This is a genomic window from Agromyces humi (assembly GCF_009720255.1).
Classification (GTDB): Bacteria; Actinomycetota; Actinomycetes; order Actinomycetales; family Microbacteriaceae; genus Agromyces; species Agromyces humi.
On sequence record NZ_WJSP02000185.1, the window covers coordinates 1 to 7,158 of the forward strand.

Genomic DNA, 7,158 nt, shown 5'->3' on the forward strand with positions numbered 1-7,158 from the left:
TGAAGGATGCGATCCCCCGCAAACCTGAAGATGTCGATCTGGTTCGGAAGCCTTGACGCAAGAGCTGGACCTGGGTCGTCCGGGCTTGCGATCAGCGTCGGGCCAAGGTTCTCCCAGTCAGTCCACGTCATGATCCCTCCTCGTTGGCGTCATCCCTGGAACGCTCGTGCCTGGCGACTCGTGCCCCCCACCATTTGAGTGCTAGCGGTCTCTGCATACGACGCCCTACCCTGACGGTAGGTGGCCGCGACCGGGGGGCGGGCCATCCGTGTCACTGAGTGAACCGGCACCGGGTTCAACTTCAGGGACGCCGCTTGACACGCGACTTTGGGGGACCATGGACGATGGCACCGTGATCGGGCGAGGCCTGGAGATTCTGCAGACTGTATCGAGCGGGATACAGGTGCCACTGGCCGAATTGACCCGTCAGACCGGGATACCCAAGCCGACCGCTCGAAGGATCGCCGAGGACCTCAAGCGACGCGGGGTGCTGATCCGCACACCGGGCGGCTATCGAGTCGGCCCTGCCCTGGAGCGCGTCGGCCTCGCGGCCGCACTGCAGCGCAAGCTTCCGGATGCTCACGACCATCTCACCGACCTGCACGTGCATGTCGGCGGAATCGCCTGGTTGGGACTGCTGCGCCCGACCGACTCGACAGAGTTGAGACCGATCGACCTCGTGACCGACGCGGACCACGCGAGCGCGGCAACCGTGGGCTGGCCGGACCTCACGCATCTCGCCACCCTGACCGGAACCGCGGCAGGACGCTTGGTGCTCGCACGACGTCCTGATCTCATCGAAGAGGTCGCTCGCTCCGGGCTGCATCGGTCGACGCCGAAGTCGCCCGCGACGGTGCGCGACCTGGCGGCGGTCATGCGCCAGACGCGAGACCTCGGAGCATCCGTCGAAACCGAACAGTTCACGCTCGGCTGGAGATGCGTGGCCGCGGAGTTCTCGTTCCCCGATGGAACGATCGGCATTGTGGGCGCGACCGCTCGAGTCAACCGAAGCGACGCGCACTCGATGGTGCGCTGGACGCTCCGGGTGGCCGAGTCGATGGCGTCAAGCGCCAAACGCTCCGCCCTGCAAACGCCAGCGGGATGACCCGCGCCGACCGCGGCGTTTGAGCTTCGCGTGCATTCGCGCTCGAGCGCGAGGGCCGCGAGGAATGGCTCGAGCCGACCCCGGGCCTCTGCAGCTCGCTCGACCCCGAGTTCAACATGTGGACGCGAAGGCCCCGATCCTATTGGGTCGGCACGGTCGTCGACCGGCTCATCGCCTCACTGAGGCCCACCGCGACCAGAGCACCGGCGCAGAGGATCCCCGCAAGCACGATCAGTTGGAAACGACCGGCCTCGATCGGTGATGCGCCGGCGAACACCGCGCCGACGAAGGCGCCCGGCAGCACCACGAGACCGGTCGTTCGCGTCTGGTCGACTGACGGGATGAGCGCTTCGCGCACGGCGATGCGGGCCACGTCGAGGGTGGATTGACGCGGCGTTGCTCCGAGCGCGAGCCAACCTTCGACCTCGTCGCGACGTGCCACGACGGACGAGTGGTGATGCCGCCCCGTCAGGGTGGTGATCGTCATCGTGTTGCCCACGACGATTCCGCCGATCGCGAGGACGTACTGCGGCGTCAGCTGGACCGCCCCCGACACGAAGATCACCGCGAGCGTCACGGCAGCGGATCCTGCCATGACCCCGGCGATCGTCAGCAGCATCCGCCAGTCGGCGTGCAGGCGGCGGCCGGCCGTGAGGATCGCGGCCAACAGCATCACCAGCAGCGCCAGCCAGACCCAGAGAAGATCCTCGATGACGATCGTGAGCACGAGGCTCAAGGCGGCGAGCTGCACGGCCGCCCGCATGATGGCGAGGGCTCCGGCGTACCACTGCTTCACGCCATAGAGCCGCAGCGCGATCGCGGTGATCGCCACCAGCGCGCTGACGCCGATCAACGTCGTGAGGGCAACGCTCCAGTCCATGCGGCAGACTCTACGACTCGATCAGTCGCGTCGCGCGATCGCCGCTCAGGCTCTGTCAGTGACCCCGCGTGCCGAAGCGGATCCCGTGCCGCGTCGGAACGGCGCGCGAGTGGGTGAAATCCCAGTTGGCGACGCTCCTGCTCACCCCTCGCGCAACGCCGTCGCGATCGCGTCTCCGAGCACGCGCGCGCCGTCCACCGACGGGTGCAGCCCGTCCCAACTCATCCCCTCGGTGAACCGTCCGTCGGCGGTGCGCAGGCCGGCGGATGCGTCGATGAACCGCCATCCGCGATCGGTCGCCAGGTCGTCGAGGCGTTCGTTGTACGCCACCGCTCCGGCGGGCAACGCGTCCATCGGCGGGATGGAGATGACGACGACGTCCTCGATGCCGACGACCTCGACGATGCGGTCGAGGTTCGCCGCGGAATCCTCGAACGGGATGCCGAACGCGACGTCGTTGGTGCCGGCGAGGACCACGAGCACGTCCGCATCGACCGGACCGACCGAGTCGGCCATCATCGCCGTCGTCGCACCCCACTCCGCCCAGCCACCGGCGAACGCGAAGCCGTCGTCCGCGACATACGTCGTCCACGACGAGGCGCCCAAGTCGCCGGCGGCGAAGTCGGGGCTGTCAGCGTCGGTGATCGAGTCGCCGACGGCGGCGAAACTGCCGTGCGCGGCGACAGCGGATGGCTCGGGCGCGGCGTTTGGGTCAGCGCGACCCGACACGGAGCATCCGACGATCATGCTCGCGGACGCGAGGACGATGAGGGCCGCGCCGACCCGCCGCGCAGTCGCGCCGACTGACGCTGCTGCTGCCCCGACCGCTGCTGCTGCCCCGACCATCTGGCGTTCCCCCGCGTCACGCAGGCCGGGCGCCCGACATGCCCTCGACGGCGTCTTCGATCCCCACTGGGTCGAGTTCGACCTCCTCCATGTAGAGCGTTCCCGCCACGATGAGCTCGTCGCGGATCTGGAAGAGGGTCACGCCGCGAACCTCGAACGACGCCCCATCGGAGCGGGTTCCGTGCCAGGCCCATTCACACCAGTTCAGCTCGCCGTCCTGCACGGAGCGAATCACCTCGGCCCGGATATCAGGGACGCCGCGGAACATCGCCCGCCAGTTCGCGCGAACCTGGTCGAGTCCGACGAACGCGCGGCCCGGGTGAGCCGGCTGACGACTGTCGTAGTCGGGGTGGAAGAGCGCGACCATCCGATCCAGGTCATGATCGTTCATCGCCCCCACCAGCCGGTCGATGACGACGCTCGATTCGCGATGCCCCTCCGGAGTCACGACTCCCATGGAGACAGCATCCTCCTCCGCCTCCCCGATGTCACCGCCCCGCCTGTCTTGCGGATGTCACCGCTCCGCATGCCGGCCGGCGTCGGCGGCGGATCGCCGCAGAGATGCACGCCGTGGCGACGCACACCGCGTGCTCAGGCGCGTCCCTTGAGGATCATGTGCCAGTACACCCAGGGCAGGATGTGTCGGTCGAAGAGCCATGACAGGCGGCGCTCGCGCGACAGGGATTTCCAGAACGGGATCGTGGGCTTCAGTCGGTACTGGTCGTCGAACTCGGCGAAGACGACCGTCGAGCGTGAGACCGTGCTCGGGCACACCGTGTAGCCGTCGTAACGAGCCGTGGGTTCCTTCCCCTCGAGGACGGCCAGCACGTTCTCGGCGACGACCTTGGTCTGCTTCCGAAGTGCGCCACCCGACTTCGAATTGCGGGTCGCCGCGGCATCGCCGAGCGCCCACACATCGTCGTAGCGCACATGGCGGAGCGTCTCGGGGTCGACCTCGACGAACCCTCCCGAATCACCGGCGGCCGGGAGGCTCGTCGACTTCAGCCAGTCGGGAGCGGACTGGGGCGGCACGACATTCAGCACGTCGTACTGCAGGCGCTCGCTCGCACCACCGGCCACGGGTCCGATCTCGGCGGTGCGATGCTCCCCGTCGACCGAGCGCAGCTCCGTTCCGGATCGAAGCTCGATGCCGTACTCGGCGATCTTCCGCTCGAGCTGCCGATCGATCTCCGGGATCCCGAACACGGTCGGGTCGGGCACGATCATCACGACGCGGATGTCGCTCAAAACTCCGGTCGCCCGCCAGTAGTCACACGCGAGGTACATCGGCTTCTGCGACGCACCGGCGCACTTCGCCGGTCCCGGTGGCTGCGTGAAGACGGCCGTTCCCCGGCGCAGGTCGCGGAGGAGCCGAGACGCCTTCGGCACCAGCTCGAACTCGTAGTGCGATGCGACCTCCGGCGTGCCCAGCGCGGCGGTGAGGCCGGGCACCCGGTCCCAGTCCAGCTGCATCCCCGGACAGACGATCAGCTGGTCGTAGGTGATGCGACGACCTGACGCGAGGATGACGGTGGCATCCTCGGGGTCGAGATCCGCCACGGCCTCCTGGATCCACCCGACGCCCTTCGGCATGACGGAGGCCTGCGGCCGCACGGCCATGCTGGCGCGAGCGACACCACCGGCCGCGTGCGAGAACAACGGCTGGAAGCGATGCTGCTCACGTGGTTCGATCACCACCACGTCATCGACGCCGTGCCGATGCAGGCGCCCGGCGACCGAGAGTCCCGCGTTGCCTCCGCCGATGATCACGATGCGGTGATGGGTCATGGGGCGCCTCCTTGGACGTCGATGGGCAGCCGGGTCCGAACCTATGCGCCGCCCCCCGGCGAAGCGACCCGCTTGACGCGACCGGCATCGAGTGCATCGCGAGGTCGCTCCCGATCGGCGAACCTGTGGCGCCGGCATCCGGCGCTCGTAGCATTGGAGTATGCGTCCGCTTGACGAAGCTGCCGCGACTGATGGCGGCGGCACCGCATCACCACCGGGCCGCTCAGGTGCCGGCAGCCCGCCGACGCCCGACGACCTTCGCGAGGCCCGCGAGGTGCTCACCACCGAGTACAACGTGCTCATGTCGGCCTTGAGCACCGCCTGGACGGCTTCGTTGACCCGGACGAGCCTGTTCCTCGCCGTGGTCTCGGCCGCCGGCGTCGCGTTCGGGTTCGCCTCGCAGGGCGGGATGGACTCCTCGACCTTTCTCGCCGTGGCGTTCCTCGTGCTGTTGCTCACGTTGTTCCTCGGGATCGCCACGTTCATCCGACTGGTCGAGATCCAGCGAGAAGCGACGGTGTACCTCACGGGCATGAATCGGATCCGCCACTTCTTCGCCGAATCCTCGCCGACCGCTGCTTCCTACTTCGTCCTGCCCGTCAACGACGACGAGACGGCGTTGTATCGGAGCATCGGAACCGGCATGCGCCTGAAGCGCCCTCGGTTCCGGATGCTGCACCTCTCCGTGCAGACGCAGGGCATCGTCGGTATCGTCACGGCCGTGGTGGCCGGCAGCTGCGCCGGCCTCGCCGGATCAGCAGGCGGGCCGATCGTGGCCTGGCCGCTTGCCGCCCTGCTGTTCCTCGTCACACTGATCCTTCTCTACGTCTACTGGCATCGATCGCTCACCGAGGTTCGCACCATGCTTCGGCCGCGCTATCCGACGGTTCCGACCGTCACGGATCAGGCGGAAGCGAAGGGCTGAGCGTCGGTTCGACTCGCCCTCCCCAGGTGGGTGATGGGTGGAGTTCTCCACAGGCGAATGCCTGATCAACCCTGATTTTCAGGCGCGAACGGATGTCGGTGGGTGGGTGCATGATCGAAGCATGGAAGATCTCCCGCCGACGGCGCCGGTGCACCCCCTGGTGCCGCCGACGCCACAGCCGCGCCTGACGGCGCCGGGCGCGCTCGCCGCGCTCGAGCAGGATGTCGCGGCGCTGCGCGAGGCGTGGGCGGGCTCGATGCCGGCGTGGGGCGCGGTTCCTGGCGACGTGCAGGTCGAGGTGGAACAGATGAGCGACTCCGGGCTCATGCGGGTCACCGATGCGCTCGCGCAGGTCCGGCGCGACATCGACGCCGTGTTCGCCCGGGTCGCTGCCGAGGTGACGAAGCGTTCCGGGCCCGAGTTCGGCGACACCGGGTTGGCGAAGGCGCAGGGCTTCCACAATCCAGTGCGACTGATCGCCGCAGCCACCGGCGCGTCGCGCGCCGACGCGCAGAGGCTGATCACCGTCGGCACCGTCACCGCGCAACGCCAGACCTTCAGTGGCGAGCGACTCCCCTCGCGGCATCCGCACGTCGCCACTGCCCTGGAGTCGGCGAAGATCGGCATCGACGCGGCATCTGCGATCACCTCGATGCTCGACCGCGCGTCGGCGCGGGCGGAGGCGAGCAGGGTCGACCGCGTCGAAGCAGCGCTCGTCGGGCTGGCCGCGCAGGTGCCGCTCGAAACGCTCCTTCGCGGTGTTCGCGAGGCCGAGGCTCGCCTCGACCCCGACGGAGTCGAACCGCGAGAAGACGAGCTCCGTATGGAGCGTTCGCTGACGATGCGCGAAGACCGCCACGGCATGGTGCACCTGCATGCCCGCCTCGACCCCGAGAGCGCCGCGCCGGTGAAGGCGGCGATCGAGGCGCTCGTGACCGACGTGGTGCGGCGGCGCGGGCCGGGCAGCGGCGACGGCGATGGCGGACCTGTCGTCGAGGACCGACGTTCGATCCCGCAGATCCAGGCCGATGCGCTCGCCGCCCTCGCCCGCCACACCCTCGGCTGCGCGCAGACCCTCACCCCGCTCGCGAAGACGACGGTCGTCGTCCGCGTCGACCTCGACACGCTCGTCACTGGACTCGGTCACGCGCGCATCGACGGCCTCGATCAGCCCATCTCCGCTGCGACCGCCCGCCGCATGGCCGCCGATGCCGAACTCGTTCCCGCCGTGCTCGGCGGCGACAGCCTCCCGCTCGACCTCGGAAGGGCCGCCCGGCTCTTCAGCAAGGCGCAGCGCCTGGCACTCGGCGAGCGCGACGGCGGGTGCGCCTCATGCGGTCAGAACATCGCCTATGTCGAAGCCCACCACGTCGCCTGGTGGGAACGCGATGCGGGCCCGACCGATCTCTCGAACGGAGTCATGCTCTGCAGCTTCTGTCACCACATGATCCACCGCGAGGGGTGGCAGATCCTTCCGAGCCCGAACGACGTGTGGTTCATCCCGCCACCGCACATCGACCCGGCGCAGGTTCCGCGGCTCGGCGGGCGAGCGCGAGGACATCGTCATCGGCGTGATCGACTCGGGCATCTGGCCCGACGGCCCGAGCTTCTCCG

At 68.8% G+C, this 7,158-nt stretch carries 7 protein-coding genes; 3 read left to right on the forward strand and 4 right to left on the reverse strand.

Going from position 1 to position 7,158, the window contains the following annotated elements; all coding sequences use genetic code 11:
- The first annotated feature begins 337 nt into the window (after positions 1-337).
- A complete protein-coding gene (locus GH736_RS14085; protein WP_159604342.1) occupies positions 338-1,105 on the forward strand; it encodes a helix-turn-helix domain-containing protein in 768 nt (255 codons plus the stop codon).
- 139 nt (positions 1,106-1,244) lie between these two features.
- Here the strand turns inward: GH736_RS14085 and GH736_RS14090 are convergent, their stop codons facing one another.
- The 4 genes from GH736_RS14090 to GH736_RS14105 all read right to left on the reverse strand — a co-directional run bounded on the left by GH736_RS14090 (position 1,245) and on the right by GH736_RS14105 (position 4,619).
- On the reverse strand, positions 1,245-1,985 hold the full coding sequence (locus GH736_RS14090; RefSeq protein WP_159604344.1) for an ABC transporter permease: 741 nt from the start codon (positions 1,983-1,985) through the stop codon (positions 1,245-1,247).
- Between the two features lie 141 nt (positions 1,986-2,126).
- Positions 2,127-2,831, reverse strand: coding sequence for an SGNH/GDSL hydrolase family protein (locus GH736_RS14095; protein WP_159604345.1), 705 nt, complete (start codon positions 2,829-2,831; stop codon positions 2,127-2,129).
- A gap of 16 nt (positions 2,832-2,847) precedes the next feature.
- The gene (locus GH736_RS14100) at positions 2,848-3,288 is read right to left on the reverse strand and encodes a nuclear transport factor 2 family protein (RefSeq protein WP_159604347.1); all 441 of its coding nucleotides are present in this window, start codon (positions 3,286-3,288) and stop codon (positions 2,848-2,850) included.
- Between the two features lie 134 nt (positions 3,289-3,422).
- Positions 3,423-4,619, reverse strand: coding sequence for an NAD(P)/FAD-dependent oxidoreductase (locus GH736_RS14105; protein ID WP_159604349.1), 1,197 nt, complete (start codon positions 4,617-4,619; stop codon positions 3,423-3,425).
- 160 nt (positions 4,620-4,779) lie between these two features.
- On the opposite strand from GH736_RS14105, the gene GH736_RS14110 reads away from it, so the two are divergent.
- Both GH736_RS14110 and GH736_RS14115 read left to right on the forward strand, forming a co-directional pair.
- A complete protein-coding gene (locus tag GH736_RS14110) occupies positions 4,780-5,544 on the forward strand; it encodes a hypothetical protein (RefSeq protein ID WP_159604351.1) in 765 nt (254 codons plus the stop codon).
- A gap of 121 nt (positions 5,545-5,665) precedes the next feature.
- Positions 5,666-7,158 (forward strand): HNH endonuclease signature motif containing protein (locus GH736_RS14115; protein WP_235934224.1); only part of this gene is annotated, 1,493 nt, incomplete at its 3' end.